Genomic DNA, 20,151 nt, shown 5'->3' on the forward strand with positions numbered 1-20,151 from the left:
AAAATATATAGGCATAATACACAAAAGTACAAGTATAAAATTGTGCATTATAGGGAATGTGTTTGAAAACACAATATGGTATGATTAAAAGCAATAAAGAGTGATGATTAAATTAACAAAAAATGTATACTTAAATTAACTTAATAATTCACATGTTTAAGGAGGAGAACAACATGAAATTTAAAAAGTTTATGGCACTTGGTCTTGTAGCTGCAATGACCGCAACATTATTCGCAGGATGTGGTTCTAAGGGAAATGATTCTGCTGATGCCACACAGAAATCAGACAGCGCTTCTGCAGATGGTCTTGTAAGCTATTCAGACATTGTATTGGGAGAAACAGGAAAAGATTTAAGCACAACAATTACAATGTTCAACCACAGAACAGATATGGACACCGATGATTACGGCGGAAAGAACTGGAAATCTTATCTGGAAGACTTCAACAAAGAGTATCCAAACATCAAGGTTGAAATCACAACAGATACGAACTATGCCGATGATGCACTGACACATTTACAGTCAGGACAGTATGAGACAATCACAATGATCCCGGCAGTAGATAAGGCAGACCTCAGTACATATTATATGTCATACGGTACACTTGATGAGATGAGCCAGCAGATCAACTACGCAAACACATGGCTCTATGGAGATGATGTATACGGTGTTCCTTCCACAGCAACGACACAGGGTATCGTTTACAACAAGAAAGTGTTTGAGGATGCCGGTGTGACCGATATTCCAAAGACTCCGGACGAGTTCATTGATGCATTAAAGAAGATCAAGGACAAGACGGATGCAATTCCGCTTTACACAAACTATGCAGCAGGCTGGACAATGGGTGCATGGGATGCTTATATCGGAAACAATGCAACTGGTGACAATACATATTTCAACCAGAAACTCCTTCATACAAAGGATCCATTCAAGGATTATGGCGATGGCACACATCCATATGCAGTATACAAGATCCTTTACGATGCAGTTGCTGGCGGACTTACCGAGGATGACTATTCTACAACTGACTGGGAAGGCTCTAAGAGCATGTTAAACAACGGACAGATCGGATGTATGGTACTTGGATCATGGGCTTACCCACAGATGGAAGCAGCCGGTGAGAACGCAGATGACATCGGATATATGCCATTCCCAATTTCTGTAAACGGTGAGCAGTATGCATCAGCCGGAGCAGATTACTCTTATGGTATCAACGTAAACGCTTCTGATGATGAGAAGCAGGCAGCTTTAATCTTTGTTAAGTGGATGACTGAAAAGTCTGGATTTTCTTACAACGAGGATGGACTTCCGGTTGCAAAGTCATCTTCTGATACAAAGCTTGATTTCTCTGGTGTAACATTCCTTGAGGATGAACCGGCTGTAGAAGGCGAAGAGGATCTTTTAAATGCATTAAATGCTGATTCAGAGTTAAATGTTAACAATGGCGGTAATGATAAGATTCAGGCAATCATTGAGCATGCCGCAAATGGCGATGAGAGCTTTGATGATATTATGAACGAGTGGAACCAGAAATGGACAGATGCTCAGGAATCTGAGGGCGTAGAAATTACAGAGTAGTTCCACGCTGCATAAAGGTATATCATCTAGTTGTCTGGGCCGGAAAGTTTATTTTCGGCCCAGCGGCATGATTGCCTGTTTCATATGGGAGGAACGTAGTATGAAATCAAAATCATTTAGTTTTAAGAAATGGGCAAGGAGCAGAGCCGGCCAGCAGGTATTTATCTGTATCGGTTTTATGATTATCCCGTTGCTCTTACTCTTTTTATTTACTTACTTTCCGTTTGCGGAAATGATCAAATTCAGTTTTTATAAGATGAAATATACAACGCCGATAGACAGGCGCGAATTTGTCGGATGGGACAACTATCTTGATGTATTCAGAAGAAACGATTGTTTCGGGGCGTTGAAACTTAGTTTATTCTATATGGTCGGTGCATTGATCCAGCTTGTGCTTGCACTGTATCTTGCAACAATTTTAAGTTTTAAGGTAAAGGGTGGAAATCTTTTCAAAGGGCTGATGTTTTTCCCTTACCTCATCAGTGGTATTGCCATTGGTTTTATCTTTAAATTCTTCTTCACCAGAGGATTCGTATTTGATACAATCCTGCAGTGGTGTGGGTTTCAATTAGAAAATCTTCCATACTGGTTAAAGGATCAGAGTGTAAACAACTGGTCCCTGACGGCGACTTCCGTATGGCGGTATACCGGACAGAATATGGTACTGTTTATTGGTGCCATGATGTCTGTGGATAGCGAACTCTACGAAGCAGCGTCCCTGGATGGTGCAAATAAATGGGAGCAGTTTAAACACATTATTCTCCCGAGTATCAAGACAATTATTACATTAAATGTTATCCTTTCCATCACCGGTTCCTTAAGTGCGTTTGAGGCGCCTTTCGTAATCACCACCGGTGCAAACGGAACAGGAACGTATTTCGTAATTATGAACAAGATCGCACATACCAGCCAGAAAGTAGGTCTGGCATCGGCAATGTCTGTTGTTCTGCTGATGATCATCTTTATCTGTACGATCTTACAGAATGTGTTCTTTAAATATGTGTTCAGGGATGCCGCGTCGGAGGATGAATCCTATAAGGCAAAGAAAGCCCGGCTGAAGGCAGAAAAACAGGTGATTAAGCAGATCAAAAAACAGGAGAAAATGAAGAAGGGGGCGGCGAAATAATGAGTAATACAGCAGTAGTAAAACGTAAAAAAATGAAACATTATTCCGTAGGAAGCATTATCTGGACGATAGTGGAATATGCATCGCTGATCTTTTTCGGATTCTGTGCAATCATTCCGATTGTTTCCTGTATCACAACGGCATTTAAGACAGATGCCGAGTACCAGAATACCAATGTTATGGCATTTCCGGGAAGCTGGCTGAATTTTGACAACTTTGTAAATGCATTTAAGACGGCAAATATGGGACGTGCATTTTTAAACTCCGTAATCGTCATGGTGGTTGTGCTTACCGTATCCGTTATTGTAGGTTCCCAGCTTGCTTATGTATTGAACCGTTTCAAGTTCCCGGGCAATGGGTTTATCCGTAACCTTTATACAATTGCAGCACTGCTTCCGGCAGTAGCAATGCAGGTTACCGTATACCAGATCATGTCAGATTTACACCTTGTAAACAGTCTGGCTGGATACATCATCATGAGCTGTGGTACAGATGTTATCTCTATGTACATCTTCATTCAGTTTATGGAGAATATTCCGATCTCTCTGGATGAGTCAGCTATCATTGATGGCGCAAATTACTGGCAGATTTACTGGAAGATTATGCTTCCACTGTTGAAACCGGCAATTGTTACATCCTGTATTTTAAAGGGTGTTGGTGTGTACAACGAATACTACGCAGCAAACCTTTACTTGATGAGAAAAGAGATCCGTACCATGGCACTTTCCCTCTACACGTTCGTAGGACCAATGGGAAGCAAGTACAATCTGATCTGTGCAGGTGTTATTATCTCCCTGCTTCCGGCGCTGATCGTATTTGTCTGCTGCCAGAAACAGATTTACAGTGGAATTACAGCAGGTGCGGTAAAGGGTTAATGATTTTGGAAAATAAGAGGTATCGGGATGAATAAGAGCATGATGAAAGAAGAAGTCACAAAGCATTTGACGGAAAATATCATTCCTTTCTGGAAAGCATTAAGGGACGATACTTACGGTGGATATTATGGATATATGGACTACGATTTAAACGTAGATAAGAAAGCAGAAAAGGGCTGTATCTTAAACAGCAGAATCACCTGGTTTTTTGCGAATGCCTACATACTGCTGAAAGATGAAACCTTGCTGGACGAGGCAAGACACGGTTATGAGTTCCTGCGTGATCACTGCATCGACAAAGAAAATGGTGGAATCTTCTGGTCCATGACTTATGACGGAAAGCCACTTGACACAACAAAGCATACCTACAATCAGGCATTCTGCATCTATGCTCTTTCTTCCTATTACGATGCATCCGGGGATGAAGAAGCATTAAAGCTTGCCAAAGAACTGCAGCTTCTTATTGAAAGCAAATGTACGGATGAGGTTGGATATCTGGAAGCATTTACCAAAGACTTCCAGCCGGAATCCAATGAGAAGCTATCGGAAAATGGTGTGCTTGCTGAAAAAACCATGAACACACTGCTTCATGTGTTTGAGGCTTACACGGAGTTTTACCGGGTTTCCCATGATGAAGAGGTGGGAGAGCGGTTAAAGTGGATTATGGATGTATTTGCGGATAAGGTATACAATCCGAAACTTAAGAGACAGGAAGTATTCTTTGATAAGAATTACAACACCATCATTGATCTGTATTCTTATGGTCATGACATTGAGACAGCATGGCTGATGGATCGTGGAGTAGAGGTACTTGGGGATGCACATTACAAAGAAAAGATGTCCCCGATTACCGAAACACTTGCGGAAAATGTATATAAGGTTGCTTTTGACGGTCATTCTCTGGCAAATGAATGCTGTAAAGGAGAAGTGAATGACCACCGGGTCTGGTGGGTACAGGCAGAGACGGTCATTGGATTTTTGAATGAATACCAGAAGCATCCGCAGAAAGAGAATTTCCTGGAAGCATCTGAGGCAGAATGGGAATTCATCAAAGAACATGTAATTGACAAGAGAACCGGTTCTGAATGGTTCTGGGAAGTAAATCCGGATGGAAGTCCGATTGCTGACCGTCCAATCGTAGAACCCTGGAAATGTCCGTATCATAACGGAAGAATGTGTATGGAAGTAATAAGGAGACTTTAAATAATGCATGAAAGATATTATGTAGAACTGGCAAAGCAGGAGAAGCTGCTTTCCCGAAAAAATGAAAAAAGCGATTTTTATAACGGTGTATTTGACCGCTATGTAAATCCCGTTCTTACAAGAGATATGATTCCGCTCACCTGGAGATATGACTTAAACGAAGAAACCAATCCATTCTTTATGGAGCGTCTTGGAATCAATGCAGTCATGAATTCCGGAGCAATTTATTTAAACGGAAAGTATTATCTGGTTGCCCGTATCGAGGGAAATGACAGAAAATCTTTCTTTGGCGTAGCAGAGAGTGACAACGGAATTGATAATTTCCGTTTCTGGGATTACCCGATCCTTCTGGATGATGTATGTCCGGAAGAAACAAATGTTTATGATATGCGTCTGACACAGCATGAGGATGGATACATTTACGGCGTATTCTGTTCCGAGAGCAAAGACACCAGCGTGAACGATTTGTCTGCAGCCGTTGCAGCAGCGGGAATTGTCCGCACAAAAGATTTAAAGCACTGGGAGCGTCTGGAAAACTTAAAGACCCTTCGTTCCCCGCAACAGAGAAATGTCGTGCTGCATCCGGAATTTGTGGATGGAAAGTATGCATTCTATACCCGTCCGATGGATGACTTCATTGATACCGGAAGCGGAAGCGGTATTGGATTCGGTCTTTGCGAGGACATCACACATGCAGTCATTGACGAAGAGAAGATGACCAGCATCCGTAAGTACCATACCATTACCGAGGCAAAGAACGGTGCAGGTGCGACTCCAATCAAAACAGACCGTGGCTGGATTCACATTGCACACGGTGTAAGAAATACTGCAGCAGGTCTGCGCTATGTTATTTACGCATTTGCAACAGACTTAAATGATCCGTCCAAGGTAATTGCAGAGCCATCCGGACTGTTAATCGGACCAAGAGGTGAGGAGCGTGTCGGAGATGTATCCAATGTTGTATTTACCAACGGTGCAATCGTAAACAATAAGAACGAAGTATTTATTTACTATGCTTCTTCTGATACAAGAATGCATGTGGCGACTACAACGATTGACCGTCTGATTGATTATGTATTTAATACACCACAGGATCCGGGAAGAAGTGTACTGTGTGTACAGCAGAGATGCGACCTGATTAAGAAGAACTTAGAGTATTTAAAAAATCATAAATAAGAGGAGAGTTGATTATGAGTGAAGTAAAGATGCTGACAGCTCCGGTACCAAATGTACCATGGCAGGAGAGACCACAAGGACCTCAGAACGGAGCCCCGATCTGGAGATACAGTGAAAACCCGATTATCGGAAGAAATCCGTTAAAGGGTGTTGCAAGAATTTTTAACAGTGCGGTTATGCCATATGGTGATGCATTCATCGGTGTGTTCCGTGGAGAGCAGACCAATGGTATTCCATATATTTATCTTGGACACAGCAAAGATGCCATCCACTGGGATTTTGAAGAAAACAAGATTCCATTCGTAGATGAAAACGGCGAGCCGTTTATGCCAATCTATGCATACGATCCAAGACTTGTAAAAGTAGAAGACACCTATTATATCATCTGGTGTCAGGATTTCTACGGAGCAGCAATCGGCATGGCAAAAACAACAGATTTCAAGACGTTTACACGGATTGAGAATCCGTTCCTCCCATTCAACCGTAATGCCGTGCTGTTCCCTAGAAAGATCAATGGAAACTTCATGATGCTTTCCCGTCCGTCAGACAGTGGTCATACACCGTTTGGAGACATCTTCTTAAGTGAGAGCCCGGATCTGGTATACTGGGGCAGACACAGACATGTCATGGGCAAAGGAAGCGAATGGTGGGAGTCCTTAAAGATTGGCGGCGGAGCTGCTCCGATCGAGACTTCCGAAGGATGGCTCTTATTCTATCATGGGGTATCCGGTACATGTAACGGATATGTTTACTCCATCGGTGGGGCAATCCTTGACATTGATAATCCTTCCATCGTGAAGTACCGCTGTGAGAATTTCCTTCTGACTCCGGAAGAGTGGTATGAGGAGAGAGGTTTCGTTCCGAACGTATGCTTCCCATGTGCAACCATTCATGACAGTGCATCCGGAAAGATCGCGATCTATTATGGTGCGGCAGACAGCTACGTTGGCCTGGCATTTACAAAACTGGATGAGATTGTAGATTACATAAAAACAAACAGTGTTGTAACACCTGCAGACACTGAAATCGGAAGGAGATAACTATGCATATTTCACCGGACGACAAGAGATTACAATATTGTGGAAGAATTGATTTTGATGATCCGAAAGCACCGGTGCTTGTCTATGCGGCAAGTTTTGTACAGATTCGTTTTACCGGAACAGAAATTTCCGTGACACTGGCAAACAAGCGTGCTTACTGGTCGAGCCGGATGGGATATATATTAGACGGAAAGCAGGGACAGTTCTTACTCACCTCAGATTCCGATGCAAAAACGTATGTGATTGCAGAAGGTCTTGAGCCTACAGAGCATACCCTCACTCTTTTTAAAAGAATGGATTCCTGCCATATCGTCACATTACTGGGATTTGAATTGGGAAGCGATGCCGAGGTACTTACTCCGGCACCGCTTCCGTCCCGTAAAATCGAAGTTTTCGGGGACAGCGTTTCCTGCGGTGAGGTATCAGAAGCTGTGGATTATGTAGGAAAACCGGATCCGGAGCACGATGGGGAATATTCAAACAGCTGGTATTCTTATGCGTGGATGACCGCGCGAAATCTGCATGCACAGCTGCATGACAGTTCACAGGGTGGTATCGCCCTTCTTGACAAAACCGGCTGGTTTATGGCGCCGGATTATCTGGGAATAGAATCCTGTTATGATAAAATTGAATATCAACCGGAACTCAGTGAAGTAAAACCATGGGATTTTTCCCGCTATACACCGAATGTTGTCATTTTGGCATTTGGACAAAACGACAATCACCCGGACGATTATATGGCGGAGGATTATAACAGTGCACGTTCTGAGAATTGGCGGCAGCATTACCGCAGATTTTTGGAGCATCTCATGGAAGTATATCCGAAGGCAACCTTTATATTAACTACTACAATATTGGAACATAACGAAAACTGGGACATTTCCATTGAGGAAGTGTGCAAAACAATAAATAGTCCACGGGTACACCATTTCCTGTATTCACAAAATGGAAAAGGTACACCGGGACATATCCGGATTCCAGAGGCAGAGCAGATGAGTAAGGAACTTACCGCATTCATCGAAAGCCTCGGAGAGGAGATTTGGGATATGTAATCAATTTTTAAAAAAATTGATTACATGATATAAGGAGTATAACAATGCAGATTGAATATGAAAGAGGTATTTCCAATCCGGGCAATCTGTACCGGATGAAAAAATTAATGGCAAGGGCAGAGGCCGGGGAAACATTAAACATTGGTTTCCTTGGTGGTTCGATCACGCAGGGATGTCTTGCATCCGCACCGGAGCTGTGTTATGCTTACCGCGTATTTCAGTGGTGGGAAAAAACATTTCCGCAGGCAGAGTTTCATTATATCAATGCCGGAATCGGTGGAACGACATCGCATTTTGGAACCGCCCGTGCAGAGTCCGATCTGCTTTCTCATGAGCCGGATTTTGTCATTATAGAATTTTCTGTCAATGATGATTCTACAGAATTTTTCCGCGAGACCTATGAGGGACTGGTGCGCCGCGTATGGCAGGATAAAAAAGAGCCGGCCGTGATGCTGGTGCACAATGTCTATTATAACAACGGTGGTAATGCACAGATTATGCATGCACAGATAGCCAGACACTACAATCTTCCGGCGGTCAGCATGCAGAGCAGTATTTATCCGGAAGTCGTTGCGGGAAGAATTCCAAACCGCAAGATAACAGAGGATGATCTGCATCCAAATGACAAAGGACATGAACTGGTGGCATCCGTGATCACTTATGCCTTAGAGAAAATCCATATAACACAGACAAAGGATGCAAAACCAGAATTCCCAGAACCACTGACAGACAATTGCTATGAAAAAGCAGTGCGTCTGGATAATCGTAATTATGAACCTGAAAACCAGGGATTTGTCAAAGATACCAGAGTACAGGAAGAAGTCAAAGATTGCTTCAAAAATGGATGGTCCGCAAAAGAAAAAGGAGCATCGTTAACGTTTGCTGTAAATGGAAGTGAGATTGCAGCACAGTATAAGCGTTGTGTAACGAAACCGGCACCGGTGGCACTGGCCATTGTGGATGGGGATGAAGCACATGCGGTGACACTGGATGCAAACTTTGATGAGGATTGGGGGGATTCCCTGACGCTGACTCCGGTTCTGGTGCATGGAAAAGAAGGGGCACATACGGTGGAAATACGGCTGATTTCCGGAGATTCTACCATGCCGAGTGCATTTGAACTGATCTCTGTAATTGTTTCTGAAAAATAGAGAGAGGAAGAAAAATATGTTTCCAAAAGATTTTGTCTGGGGAGTGGCAAGCAGTGCTTATCAGGTGGAAGGAACCGATCCTGACGATGGCCGTGGAAAGAATGTGTGGGATGAGTTTGTGCGTTCCGGCAGGGTGTATGAACAACAGACTGCAGATGTTTCCTGCGATCATATGCACCGTTATAAAGAAGATTTTGCTTTGATGCGGTTACTTGGAATCAAAAATTATCGTTTTTCACTCAGCTGGTCAAGAATCCTTCCGGCGGGAACCGGGAAGGTGAATGGGAAAGCTGTACAGATGTATCGCGATATGATTCTTTGCATGAAAGAAAACGGAATTCGTCCGTTTATCACCATGTTTCATTGGGAGTTTCCATATGAGCTGTTTAAAAAAGGCGGCTGGCTGAACGATGAGGTGGTACAGTGGTTTGGTGAATATGCAAAAGTTGTTGCTGAAAATTTCTCCGATCTGTGCAGTGATTTTATCACGATCAATGAGCCGCAGTGTGCGATTGGACTGGGACACTTAAATGGGGTACATGCACCGGGAATGAAATATTCCATTCCGGAGACTTTTCAGATGGCACACAATCTGATGAAAGCACATGGTCAGGCAGTGATCAATCTGCGTAAATATGCAAAGCAGAAGATACGTGTCGGCTATGCACCGACCTGTGGTGTGGCATATCCGGCATCGGAGGGTACAAAGGATATAGAGGCTGCAAAAAAGGTATATTTTGGTTTTGACAACCCAATGGATAACTGGACCTGGAATGTGGCATGGTTTTCCGATCCTGTCTTTTTAGGAGAGTATCCAAAAGAAGGACTGGAAAAATTTGCACCATATCTTCCGGAGATTACGAAAGAAGATATGGAACTCATTCATCAGCCGCTCGATTTTATGGGACAAAATATATATAACGGTTATATGATCCGTTGTGGAAAAGATGGAAAACCGGAATATGTAGACCGCGCCCCTGGGGCAGCTAAGACAGGCACAGGCTGGCCAGTGACACCGGAGGCATTGTATTACGGAATCCGTTTCTTGACGGAGCGTTACCATCTGCCGCTTTATATTACAGAAAACGGAATGTCCGATCTTGACAATATTTCCGCGGACGGACAGGTGCATGACAGCGAAAGAATCACATTTTTGGATGCATATCTGGGTGCTGTGCAGCGTGCGGCCAATGAGGGAATGCCGGTGATCGGATATTTCCTCTGGACATTTCTGGATAACTTTGAGTGGGCAGAAGGTTACAAAGAGCGTTTTGGACTTGTTTATGTAGACTACACAACCCAACGTAGAATTGCAAAAGATTCTGCCTACTGGTACAGAGAGGTAATGAAAATGAATGGAGAAAATTTAAGCTGTAACCAGCCATGTAAAGAAATTTTGTTTATGAATCCGGTATTTACCCACAACATCTGGGGCGGCACCAAGCTGCGTGAGGAGTTTGGCTATGCGATCGAGGGCGATGACATTGGAGAATGCTGGGGTATCGCAGCACATCCAAACGGAACCTGTACGATTGCAGACGGTGCGTATAAGGGAAAGAAATTATCCGATCTGTGGGAGGAACACAGAGAACTCTTTGGAAATACACAGGGGAAGGTATTCCCGCTGCTGATCAAGATTATTGATGCAAAGGCGGATTTAAGTATTCAGGTACATCCGGATGATACCTATGCTGCAGAGCATGAAAACGGTTCTCTTGGCAAGATGGAGTGCTGGTATATCCTTGACTGTGAGCCGGATTCCAAGCTTGTTATCGGACACAATGCAAAGACACACAAAGAACTTGAGGATATGGTGCATAACGGAAGATGGAGTGAGCTGATCCGTGAAGTCCCGGTAAAGAAAGGTGATTTCATCCAGATTGATCCGGGTACCGTGCATGCAATCAAGGGTGGAATTACAATTCTTGAGACACAGCAGAACAGTGATATTACCTATCGTGTCTATGATTATGACCGTCTTTCCAACGGCAAACCGCGTCAGCTTCATGTACAGCAGAGTCTCGATGTCATCAAAGTTCCGGCAGCACCGATGTCCGAGTGCATGATCGAGACTGGGGAAGCGGAGACCAACAAACTGCAGAAACTTATCGAGTGTAAGTATTATCAGGTATTCCACATGAAAGTGGTTGGGAAGGCAGAGTTTGAGCAGTCTTATCCGTTCCTGATCGTCAGCGTAGTCGAGGGCAATGGTCTTTTGAATCATACCAGTGTCAAGAAGGGAGATCATTTTATTCTTCCTTGTGGATACGGTAATGTCGAGATAGAAGGAAATCTGGAGCTGGTAGCTTCTACGGTTTCTACGAAATAAGACTGGGTAACGGTTTGTAAAGGCATACATGATCCTTTGAGGAATGTATGCCTTTTTTATGTGCAAAACTTTGTTTGACAAAGTAAAATATTTATGTAAAATAATTATAACAGAATTTATCAATAAAGAAATCCATGAAAACATTGGAGGAATCGTATGGCAACAATTAAAGAAATTGCAGAAATCGTAGGGGTTTCGAACTCAGCAGTTTCACGGGTACTCAATTATGATGAGGGAATCTCTGTTAGTGATGAGACAAGAGAGGCGATCTTTGCCACAGCAGAGAAAATCGGATACAAAAAGAGAGTAATCTATCCCAAGATCGAAAATGTGGCATTGCTGTATTTTGTTGACCACGAGGATGAACTCGAAGATGTCTTTTACCACGGGGTAAAGGATGAGATAATAAAGCAGGCGAAAAAGATGAATATTCAGCTCAGCATCTATGACCGAAAAGACGGCATGGATCATGTTCCGAAAGATTTAAGTGCCTTTATTGCGATTGGATGGCTCACCAGAAAAGAAATCAATGCTTTGTATAAACGGTGCAAAAGGGGCGTGTTTATCGGCACATCCCCGGATGAAAAACTTTTTGATGCCGTGAAGCCCAATATGGATTCGTTTGTGACACAGATGGTTGATTACTTTGTGGAAAAAGGACATAAACGGATTGGATTTATCGGGGGCAGTGATAGAAATATTGACACCGGAAAACCTTCCATGGATATCCGGGAGTGGTCATTTCGACAGAGCGCTGCATACTATGGGTATCTCAATGAGGAGTACATTTTCATTTCCGAGAGATTTACGGTGGATGATGGCTACCGCATGGGAAAAGAACTGCTTAAAAAAGAGATACTGCCAACAGCACTTTGTGTGGCAAGTGACACACTGGCGGTGGGTGTGCTACAGGCTTTAAATGAAGGCAATATACAGATTCCGGAGCAGGTGGCGGTTTTTAGCATCAACGATGTGAATATTGCAAAGTATTTATCACCACCCCTTACTACTATTCATATTGATATTCCATGTATCTGTGAAACCGCGCTTGATCTGTTGCGAAACAGGGTACTATATGGCGGACGCGTAACCAAGCTGGTGTTTGTAAATGGAATTCCAGTTTTCCGGAAGAGTTGTTGAAAAAAGATGTTCGATTGCGAACATCTTTTTTTGTGCCTTTTTTGTATATATTGCATAAAATACAAAAATAAAAATTGGCAATATAGTGAAAAGTGTATTTGTGAGTATTGACATTATTAGGCTTAGATGATACATTCTTAATAAGTAAATAATTTACTTGAATATTAGTAAAGATTTAATTTTGGAAAAGGGGGAACATTTATGAAAAGGAAGTTATTACATGCAGTCCTTGTAGCGAGCATGGCAGTAGCATTGTCAGGATGTGGAAACACATCTGGTATTAATGCTGATGCGGAGAAAACACAAAAAGCTACAGAAACAGAGAACATTGAAGAGGAGAGAGGCACAGAAGTTGCTGCCGCAGAACAGAAGGAAAATACAACAGGTACGCCAGATGAAAACGGAAATTATCTGATCAACGGAAGTTTTGAAGAACCAGATTTTTCCGGATGGACGGTGACAAACAACAATGATGTTACAGAGGAGTTAGATGTTTATGATCGTGAGACAGACTGTTTTGCAGGTGCACAGTCACTGCATTTTTATTCAGGAAACAATCCGGTGGATTTTTCCATGAAACAGACAGTGAGTGGACTTGAGGATGGCACCTACAAACTAACCGCTCATATTCAGGGTGATGCAGCCGGGGATGAAAATCCGACCGTATATTTTTATGCGCTCGTGGATGGCGAAGAGGTAAAAGCAGATGGCAAATTGCAGGGGTATGTTAACTGGTATACGGTGGAAATCCCGGGCATTACACCAACGGACGGAGCAATCACAGTAGGAGCACACGTGGCAACAGCACCGGGCGGCTGGGGAACCATTGATGATATTACACTTGTGAAGGAGTAGTTATGAAATTTATTAAGGGTATGGATATTTCCATGGTGAAAGAACTGGAACAATATGGTGCGTCCTATCGGCTGAACGGGAAAAAAGAAGATCTGTTTGCAATTTTAAAGACATGCGGAACCAATAACGTAAGGATTCGGATTTGGCCGGATCCCTACGATGAAAACGGAAATTCTTACGGGGGAGGTGGAAATGATCTGGAGACCACCATTGAGATCGCAGAAAGAACTGTACAAAGCGGTATGGATTTTATGCTTGATTTCCATTATAGTGATTTCTGGGCAGACCCGGCCAAACAGGTAAAACCGAAAGCCTGGAAAGAATTAAGCGGAGAGGCACTGGAAACGGCGGTGTATCTGCATACTGTAGATACGTTAAAGGCATTGAAAAACCACAAGCTTGTGCCGACTATGGTGCAGGTTGGAAATGAGATTACAAAAGGGCTGTTGTGGCCGGATGGTTACATCGAACAGACCGAAAATATGGCACATCTTCTGAAGGCAGGGATTAAGGGGGTGCGCGAGGAGTGTCCGGATGCAAGGATCGTATTGCATCTGGATTTCGGAACGGATAATAAAATGTATCGACAGTGGTTTGATCAGGTTTCATCGTATGCGCTGGATTTTGATATTATTGGAATGTCGTATTATCCGCACTGGAACGGAAGTCTTTCACTTCTTCTGGATAATATGAATGATATCAGCAGCCGGTATGACAAAGATGTGCTTGTTGCAGAGACTTCAATTGGTTATACCACGGAAACATTTGGCTGTAACGGAATCGTTTATTCGAAGGAGCATGAAAAAATCACTGGATACCCGGCAACACAGCAGGGACAGGAAGCATTCTTGCGGGATTTGTTTGCAACGGTAAGAAGTGTAAACAATAAAAGAGGCATCGGTGTGTTTTACTGGGAACCGGCATGGCTGCCAATACCGGACTGTACGTGGGCAAGTAAGAGTGGCAGCAAGTACATGAAAGACAAGATGACAGCAGGAAATGCCATGGCAAATATGGCATTGTTTGACGAAAATGGAAACGCAAACAGCGCGCTGATAAACATGAAAACAATGTAAAAGGAGGATAATCATATGAAAAAAATAATAACAGCTGTGCTGGCTGTAACAATGGCAGTGGGAATGTTGACTGGCTGTGGAAGTGGAAGTGGAACCGGAAAAAAGGAAGCTTCCGGGGAAAAACTCGTGATTTGGACGAACATGAACGTGGAAGTGGATACCATTCAGAAATATGCAGATGAATGGGGAGAAAAGAACGGACGAAAGGTAGAAGTCATTCACCAGTCTCCATCTGTCCAGCAGTTTGCACAGGCAGTAAAAAGTGCTTCCGGACCGGATGCTGTGGTGGGTATTCCCAATGACCAGCTTGCAGATTATGTAAACGCAGATCTTACTGCAGAAGTGCCACAGGATCTGTATGCGGATCAGGATTTTTCCGATGCAGCCATCCAGGCATGTTATGTAGATGGAAAACGATATGCAGCACCACTTTCCGTAGAGACTACTGCACTGTTTTACAACACAGATCTTGTATCGGAAGTCCCAAAAACATGGGAAGAACTGGTCGATCAGGCAGCCGCAGACGGAGGTGTACAGTTTGATGCAACAAGCATATACTACGATCTTGGTTTTGTGAGAGCCTGCGGAGGTTATATTTTTAAATATCAGGATGGGGCATATGACACGGCAGACATCGGTCTTGATAATGAGGGCAGTGTGGATGCCTATGCCTTTATCAATGACCTGTGCAATAAATATAAACTGATCACGGCAGATGTGACAGCCGATATCGCAAGAAGTAATTTCCAAAACGGAAAATGTGCTTATTATATTGGTGGACCATGGGACATTGACGGTTTTACCTCTGCAGGAACTAAATTTGCTGTAGCAAAAATGCCAACTTTCCACGGACAGCCGTTTGTGACCCCGGTGGGTACACAGGTAAGTTTTGTGAGCAACAGCAGTAAAAATCAGGATGCAGCATGGGATTTTATTTCCTATCTGCTGGAAAACGGTGCACTTGGCATGTATGAGGCGGGTGACCGTATACCAGCAAAATTGGCAGATCAGGAACTTGATGAGATCCAGAGTAATGCATACACACAGGCATTTGTCGAGCAGATCAATGATGGAGAGCCGATGCCGACCGTATCAGAAATGGGACAGCTCTGGAGTATCCACACAAACAATATCCGTTCGATGTGGTCTGGGGAGCAAACACCAGAGGAAGCTGCCAAAAATATGGTTACGCAGTTGAAAGAAGCGATTGAATTGATGAATTCAGGAAAGTAGTGATGGCATGAGAAAGAAAAAGAATGCGCTTGGGTATACTTATCTGGCACCGGCACTGATCTCGATTCTGTTGGTGACATGTCTGCCAATTATTTATACGGTGATTTTATCTTTTACTAATTACAACATGTATCATCTGACAGATTACACGTTTGTGGGTCTGGAAAATTATCTGACCGTATTTTCCGGAAGCATTAAAAATGTGTTTTTCCCGGTACTTGGGTGGACGATTTGTTTTGCGCTGTTAAGTACGGCAGGTTCCTATGCAATGGGACTGATTCTTGCCATTTTGTTAAACAATCCGCATATGAAAGAATCAAAAATTTACCGTGCAGTGCTAATTGTTCCGTGGGCATTGCCATCTACGATTGCAATCCTCGCATGGCAGGGACTGCTAAATGAGCAGTATGGTGGAATCAATAATTTACTGCATACAATCGGTATTGCCTGGAATGTACCGTGGCTGACCAATCCATTCTGGGCAAGGGTTGGGTTGATTATCGTGAATGTGTGGCTGGGATTTCCCTATATGATGAATGTCTGTCTTGGTGGACTACAGGCGATTTCTGGTGAATACTATGAGGCGGCTAAAATGGATGGGGCATCAAAATTTCAGTGCTTTAAGAGCATTACATTGCCGATGGTGACAAAACTTTCCATTCCTCTTGTAATTTCCTCGTTTGCGGCTAATTTTAACAATTTTGGAAATATATATATGATTACACAAGGTGGACCAGCGAGAGTGGATAACCAGTTTGCGGGTTATACGGATATCCTTGCCAGTACCACCTATAAGATGACCACATGGTCGAACCGGTATGAACTGTCTGCAACGTTCAGTGTGCTGATCTTTATCATTGTCGGAACATTTACGCTGATTAATATGCGGCTGTCCGGCTCATTTAAGGAGGTTGATTAAATGAAAAATAAAAAGAAAATATCCGCCTCAGAACAACGGACACTGTGGGGAAGCAGAGTGGTCATATGGATCACAATGATCGTGGTGCTGTTTCCGGTCATATGGATTGTTATGTCCTCTTTTTCCGCGGGTGACAGCTTTTTCCTGTCTTCATTGTTCCCTGAAAAATTCAGCATTGAACATTATGTGGAACTGTTTCGGGAAACGGATTTTGGAATCTGGGTTTTTAATTCCCTAAAGTTTTGCTTTATTGTAGCAATCATACAACTTGTGCTTACTTCACTTGCAGCGTATGCGTTTGCAAGACTGCGGTTTGTGGGAAGAAAATATGGACTGATGGCACTTTTGATATTACAGGTGTTTCCAAACAGCATGGCAGTTGCCGGATACTATATTTTAATTTATAAGTTCGGGTTGGTGGACAACAGCTTTGCGCTCATTCTTGTGCTTGCAGGTGGAAGTGCTTACAATATCTGGTTACTTAAATCTTATATCGATGGACTTCCGGTGGAATTGGATGAAGCTGCAATGGTGGATGGAGCAAATGAATTCCAGGTTTTTTATAAGATCATCATCCCGCTTGCAATGCCACAGCTTGCCGTGATCTTCCTGTTTTCGTTTATTGCAACATACAGTGAATATGTGATTACCTCAATCTTTTTGCAGACACCGGGAAAAATGACGCTTGCACTCGGACTGCAGTCTTTTATCAGCGATCAGTTTGCTGCGCACTGGACTTTGTTTGCTGCAGCAGCAGTGATTTCATCCCTGCCGATCATGATCATCTTTATGTGCTTACAGCGATTTATTCAGAATGGATTGGTTGCCGGAGGGGTAAAAGGATAAAATGTAGCTAATTATTTATATAAAAAGGAGAATGTATTATGGTAAAAAAGAAAATTCTATCAGCAATGGCTGCAGCATTTGTAGCGGTACAGCTTTTGGGGACGACTGTAATCACAGCACAGGCATCCACCATCACAGGTGCGGTCAGCACAGATAATTTTATCAGGGGTGTTGACGTGTCGACATTGGATATGCTGGAAGATTTGGGAGCACATTATTATGAGAAAAATCAGGAGAGTGATGCAATGACTATTTTACATAATAATGGTGCAAATTATGTGAGATTAAAGTTATGGGTTGATCCATATGACGAAAACGGAAACCCATATGGTGGTGGAAACAACGATTATGATACGACATTAAAACTTGCTAAAAGAGCCAAAAAACTTGGCATGAAAATTTTGATTGATTTTCATTTGAGTGATTTTTGGGCTGATCCGGCAAATCAGATTAAACCCAAAGCATGGAAAAATTTATCTTATTCAGAATTAAAGCAAACACTGTATTCATATATGAAAACATCTTTAAATGATTTTGCAGCCGAAGGTATTGTTCCAGATATGGTTCAGGTTGGAAATGAAATATCATCGGGGATTCTTCATGAAGATGGCAAAATAGGGACGAATGAGGATTTTTCCGGATTAGCGGGCCTTTTAGAATCTGCAATTTCTGGAGTACGTGCTTCTGCTGCATCAAGTACCAAAATTATGCTTCATCTGGATCAGGGTGGAAAAAATCAGTTGTATACCTGGTATTTTGGTGGATTATTGAAAGAGTCACCAAACTTGGATTTTGATGTATTTGGATTATCTTATTATCCAATGTGGCATGGAACCATGGAGGGGCTTCAGTATAATTTGAATTACTTGGCGACCACCTATAATAAAGAAGTGTGTGTTGTAGAAACTGCGTATGCATGGACAACGGAAGATGGTGATGGTGAAGGAAATGTATTCATTAGTGGAGATGAAGAAGTTGGAGGATATCCTGCAACAGTAGAAGGACAATTTGAATTTATGAATGATCTGGAATCAATCATTTTAAATGTACCAGATGACAAAGGTATTGGATATTTTTATTGGGAACCAGAATGGATACCTGTAGAAGGCGGAACATATGCTACATCTGCAGGGGTTGCGTATAAAAATGATACCGTAACGCCAAGTAATACATGGGATAACATGACGTTGTTTAATTTTCAGGGAAATGCATTAGATTCTATTAAGGTGCTTAATAAACCGTGTGAAAATTTATTGACAAATATCAGTTTTGAACAGAATGGGATAACTACTTCACCGAGTGGATGGAATGTATGGACAAGTGATTCGTCAGATGAAAATACTGTAAGAACAGAATATGGTGATGCATATGATGGAGATTACAAATTAACATTTTGGGATGATAAAGAGTATTCGTGTTCTGTATATAAAACGTATACAAATATTCCGAATGGAACATATAAATTCTCAATTTGGGCAAAGACAAATGGGAAACAGGATGTTTTACAACTTTATGCAAAAAATTATGGAGGAAGTGAGCTTGATACCACGATTGAAACAAGTGACATTAATTGGAATATTTTTAGTATAGACAAGATTGTTGTTACAAATCATACGTTGGAGATCGGGGTTTATTCTGTAGCAGGAGCAAATGACTGGTGTAACCTTGACTTGGCAATGTTAAGAAAAATTGATTAATTATATTTAAAATTTTTAAGGGGATGGTTTTGATCGTCCCCTTAATTTTTGAATTGTTCTTTGACTGGTGGAATCTTATGAAAAAGAAAATATGGAATAGGTGCAGAAAAAATGGTAGACTATAAAAAAGAGTTTTTGTAGGGGTGTAATAAATGTTAACGGATATGATGAAAGACGAATTGGTAAAAGGGTTACTTAATCTGTTTCATGAAAATTTATCAATGATTATTTTGTATGGATCTGTTGCAAGAAATGAAGCTACATCAGAAAGTGATATAGATATAGCAATCATCACTAAAAATGATATGAATGAAGAAATAAGAAATAAATTTATTTGCTGGTCAGCAGAGATGGATATACGTTATGATAAGATTTTTTCTATCATTGATATTAAAGAAGAAAATATGAAAAAGTGGGGGGAAGTGCTTCCATTTTATAAGAATGTACAAAAAGAGGGGGTTATTCTTTGGAAGGCAGCTTAAAAGAACTAGCACGATATTAGCACCTGTAGAGCAGAACATAATCTGTTTTACAGGTGCTTTTTTCAATTAATAAGGAACTGGTACTTTCGCCTCTTGTGAAAATGTCTAATTAAAAGACTAAAAAAAGACTAAAAAACTTTAAATTAAGTAATACTTTACAAATGTTTAATTTTCTATTAACTAAATATTGACTTAAAATTACTTTATGATATACTGAATTTATCAAATAAATAAAGCAATTGCACACTGGTTCCCATATTTTTACTGCACTCCCCAAGTATGCAGTACCCTCTCCCTGAAATATGGGAAGCAGCGTGCAATTGCTTTTTTATTAAGTGAAACCGGATAGATGGAGGGCACTGGAAGGTTTTTAC

At 42.0% G+C, this 20,151-nt stretch carries 17 protein-coding genes; all 17 read left to right on the forward strand.

The window, feature by feature from the left end; all coding sequences use genetic code 11:
* The first annotated feature begins 173 nt into the window (after positions 1 to 173).
* The 17 genes from DXD06_RS10430 (at position 174) to DXD06_RS10510 (ending at position 19,777) form a co-directional block, all read left to right on the forward strand.
* Complete coding sequence (locus tag DXD06_RS10430; protein ID WP_117831599.1) at positions 174 to 1,577, forward strand: ABC transporter substrate-binding protein; 1,404 nt, start codon at positions 174 to 176, stop codon at positions 1,575 to 1,577.
* A 100-nt stretch (positions 1,578 to 1,677) separates the two neighbouring features.
* The gene (locus DXD06_RS10435) at positions 1,678 to 2,703 is read left to right on the forward strand and encodes a carbohydrate ABC transporter permease (protein WP_117831601.1); all 1,026 of its coding nucleotides are present in this window, start codon (positions 1,678 to 1,680) and stop codon (positions 2,701 to 2,703) included.
* The gene (locus DXD06_RS10440; RefSeq protein ID WP_117831603.1) at positions 2,703 to 3,578 is read left to right on the forward strand and encodes a carbohydrate ABC transporter permease; all 876 of its coding nucleotides are present in this window, start codon (positions 2,703 to 2,705) and stop codon (positions 3,576 to 3,578) included. Before DXD06_RS10435 ends, DXD06_RS10440 begins: the two co-directional genes overlap by 1 nt.
* 27 nt (positions 3,579 to 3,605) lie before the next feature.
* A complete protein-coding gene (locus DXD06_RS10445; RefSeq protein WP_117831605.1) occupies positions 3,606 to 4,781 on the forward strand; it encodes an AGE family epimerase/isomerase in 1,176 nt (391 codons plus the stop codon).
* Between the two features lie 3 nt (positions 4,782 to 4,784).
* Positions 4,785 to 5,957, forward strand: coding sequence for a glycoside hydrolase family 130 protein (locus tag DXD06_RS10450; protein WP_117831607.1), 1,173 nt, complete (start codon positions 4,785 to 4,787; stop codon positions 5,955 to 5,957).
* A gap of 14 nt (positions 5,958 to 5,971) precedes the next feature.
* On the forward strand, positions 5,972 to 6,997 hold the full coding sequence (locus DXD06_RS10455) for a glycoside hydrolase family 130 protein (RefSeq protein WP_117831609.1): 1,026 nt from the start codon (positions 5,972 to 5,974) through the stop codon (positions 6,995 to 6,997).
* Positions 6,998 to 6,999: 2 nt separating this feature from the next.
* Entirely contained in the window at positions 7,000 to 8,049 is a 1,050-nt protein-coding gene (locus DXD06_RS10460; RefSeq protein ID WP_117831611.1) for an electron transporter RnfD, read from the forward strand.
* A 44-nt stretch (positions 8,050 to 8,093) separates the two neighbouring features.
* Entirely contained in the window at positions 8,094 to 9,200 is a 1,107-nt protein-coding gene (locus tag DXD06_RS10465) for an SGNH/GDSL hydrolase family protein (RefSeq protein WP_243001018.1), read from the forward strand.
* Between the two features lie 16 nt (positions 9,201 to 9,216).
* Complete coding sequence (locus tag DXD06_RS10470) at positions 9,217 to 11,529, forward strand: GH1 family beta-glucosidase (RefSeq protein WP_117831615.1); 2,313 nt, start codon at positions 9,217 to 9,219, stop codon at positions 11,527 to 11,529.
* A 156-nt stretch (positions 11,530 to 11,685) separates the two neighbouring features.
* The gene (locus DXD06_RS10475) at positions 11,686 to 12,669 is read left to right on the forward strand and encodes a LacI family DNA-binding transcriptional regulator (RefSeq protein WP_117831617.1); all 984 of its coding nucleotides are present in this window, start codon (positions 11,686 to 11,688) and stop codon (positions 12,667 to 12,669) included.
* A gap of 201 nt (positions 12,670 to 12,870) precedes the next feature.
* Entirely contained in the window at positions 12,871 to 13,524 is a 654-nt protein-coding gene (locus DXD06_RS10480; RefSeq protein ID WP_022046098.1) for a hypothetical protein, read from the forward strand.
* A gap of 2 nt (positions 13,525 to 13,526) precedes the next feature.
* Positions 13,527 to 14,600 carry a glycoside hydrolase family 53 protein gene (locus DXD06_RS10485; protein WP_117831620.1) on the forward strand — a complete coding sequence of 358 codons (1,074 nt, stop codon included), beginning with the start codon at positions 13,527 to 13,529 and terminating at the stop codon, positions 14,598 to 14,600.
* 15 nt (positions 14,601 to 14,615) lie between these two features.
* Entirely contained in the window at positions 14,616 to 15,833 is a 1,218-nt protein-coding gene (locus DXD06_RS10490) for a sugar ABC transporter substrate-binding protein (protein ID WP_117831623.1), read from the forward strand.
* A 7-nt stretch (positions 15,834 to 15,840) separates the two neighbouring features.
* The gene (locus DXD06_RS10495; protein ID WP_022046095.1) at positions 15,841 to 16,752 is read left to right on the forward strand and encodes a carbohydrate ABC transporter permease; all 912 of its coding nucleotides are present in this window, start codon (positions 15,841 to 15,843) and stop codon (positions 16,750 to 16,752) included.
* Entirely contained in the window at positions 16,753 to 17,598 is an 846-nt protein-coding gene (locus DXD06_RS10500; RefSeq protein WP_022046094.1) for a sugar ABC transporter permease, read from the forward strand.
* A 38-nt stretch (positions 17,599 to 17,636) separates the two neighbouring features.
* The gene (locus tag DXD06_RS10505) at positions 17,637 to 19,295 is read left to right on the forward strand and encodes a glycoside hydrolase family 53 protein (protein WP_117831625.1); all 1,659 of its coding nucleotides are present in this window, start codon (positions 17,637 to 17,639) and stop codon (positions 19,293 to 19,295) included.
* 152 nt (positions 19,296 to 19,447) lie between these two features.
* Entirely contained in the window at positions 19,448 to 19,777 is a 330-nt protein-coding gene (locus DXD06_RS10510) for a nucleotidyltransferase domain-containing protein (protein WP_022046092.1), read from the forward strand.
* Positions 19,778 to 20,151: the final 374 nt, after the last annotated feature.

The sequence above is a fragment of the Roseburia sp. TF10-5 genome (assembly GCF_003462365.1).
GTDB classification, from domain to species: domain Bacteria; phylum Bacillota; class Clostridia; order Lachnospirales; family Lachnospiraceae; genus Roseburia; species Roseburia faecis.